Source organism: Nonomuraea lactucae, assembly GCF_003313395.1.
GTDB lineage: Bacteria > Actinomycetota > Actinomycetes > Streptosporangiales > Streptosporangiaceae > Nonomuraea > Nonomuraea lactucae.
In genome coordinates, this window is sequence record NZ_QNFZ01000573.1 from 1 (window position 1) to 1,936 (window position 1,936).

General features: G+C 72.8%; 1 protein-coding gene and 1 pseudogene. One reads left to right on the forward strand and one right to left on the reverse strand.

The genetic code is table 11. The features are described from left to right. Positions 1–571: pseudogene (locus DQW85_RS23730) on the reverse strand (hypothetical protein); the annotation flags it as partial. Between the two features lie 191 nt (positions 572–762). Between DQW85_RS23730 and DQW85_RS23735 the strand changes: the two are divergent. Further along, positions 763–1,936: purine-cytosine permease family protein (locus DQW85_RS23735; protein WP_113702281.1), on the forward strand; the 1,174-nt coding region annotated here is incomplete at its 3' end.

Consider the following 1,936-nt stretch of genomic DNA (forward strand, 5'->3'; position numbering starts at 1 on the left):
CCACGAGCGCGCCACGCCCACCGCCCGAGCACAGGCTGCCCGAGCGCCCACCACCCGAGCGCAGACCGTCCGGGCGCAGGCCGTCCGGGCGCAGGCCGCCAGGCCGCACGGCGCGCAGGAAGTAGCCGGTGGCGGCCACCGCGCCGAACGCCACCCACAGGTTCGGCATGGCCGCGTTGCCGTAGAACAGCGCCAGCCACAGGGACGCGAACAGCAGCGCCGCCAGCGGCACCACCGCTCCGGAGCGCACCCGCAGCCACGTGCCGAACGACGCGTACAGGGCCAGCGCGGACAGCACGCACAGGTAGACGCGCAGAGCGGCCGTCGACGAGGTGACGAGCACCACCGGAGCGACCAGCACGGTGATCCCGCGGGCGCGGGGCGCGATGAACTCGGTCGCGGGCACGCGGGGGTCCACCTGGCTGACGTAGACGACCTCGTCCCAGCCAAGCCCGATCCCGCGGGTGCCCGCGACGAGCTGCGCGACGCCGTAGGAGGCGGCCACCAGGATCAGCGGCCCTCGCCATGGATCGGCCCGCAGCCACGAGCGGAGCGCTTCGGTCGGTCTCACAGGTACGTCTTAGCGGCGGCCACGCAGGCAGGGGGCGGAGGGTGCCGAGGCTTGCCGGAAGACAGGCACGCCCATGACCTTCGCCGTGGCGGAGGGGAGACCCCCAGCCTTGATCACCACGGCCTTGATCATGACGGATCCCCGACGTAGCGTTCGCATCGACACCCGTACCCTTCAGAAGGGCATGGCGCATGTCCGAATCGGCCACGAAACCGGTGTTACCCAGCGACGCTCTCGCCCGTGACGACTTCGCCCTCCAACGTGTTCCGCCCGGCGCCCGCTACCGCTGGCCCACCGTCGCCATTCAGCGGTTCGGGCTGCTGTCCGCGCTGTCGCAGTTCCTGCTGGGCGCGACCCTCGGCATGGGGATGACCTTCTGGGACGCGGTCCTGGCCGTCACCCTCGGCTCGGTCATCCTCGAGCTCGTCGCCATCGCGGTCGGCGTCGCCGGCATGCGCGAGGGCATGTCCACCACGGTCCTGGCCCGCTGGACGGGGTTCGGCCGCCACGGCTCGGGCCTGGTCGGCGTGGTGATCGCGGTATGCCTGCTGGGCTGGTTCGGCGTGCAGTCGGCGGTGCTGGCCCAGGGGCTCGCCTCGCTGCTCGGCGGCCCGCCCGTGTGGGTGTGGGCGATCGCCGGCGGCCTGGTGATCACCGCCATCGTGGTGCCCGGGTTCGCCGGGATGGCCTGGACGGCGTGGATCACCGTTCCGGCGTTCCTGGCCCTGGCAGGCTGGGCCGTCACCGTGGAGCTGGGCAGGCAGAGCCTGGGCGACCTGGTCGTGTCCGCGCCGCCCGGCCCCGCGCTCACCCTGGCGCAGGGCGCGACGCTGGTCGCGGGCGGGTTCATCGTCGGCGCGGTCATCTCGCCGGACATGTGCCGGTTCAACCGCAGCGCCGCCGACGTGGTCAAGCAGACCGTCCTCGGCATCACGCTCGGCGAGTACGTGCTCGCGCTGATCGGCGTGCTGCTCGCGCACGCGCTGCGTACCGGCGACATCGTCACGATCGTCACCACCACCTCCGGCGTGGTCGGCACGATCGTCCTCGTCACGGCCACCCTGAAGACCAACGACTGGAACCTGTACGCCGCCTCGCTCGGCGTCACCAACGCCCTGCACACCGCCTTCGGAGTCCGGGTCGGCCGGGCCGCGGTCACGGTCGTGCTGGGTGTGATCGGCACCGCGCTGGCGGCGCTCGGGATCGCCGACCACCTGGTCGGCTTCCTCATTCTGCTCGGCGTCGCGATCCCGCCCATCGCCGGGATCATGGTCGCCGAGTACTACGTCGTGCGCCGGTGGCGGCCCGACCTGGACAGCTCGCGGGCGGCCGGCACCCTGCCCGCCGCCGCGCCGGGCTGGGTGC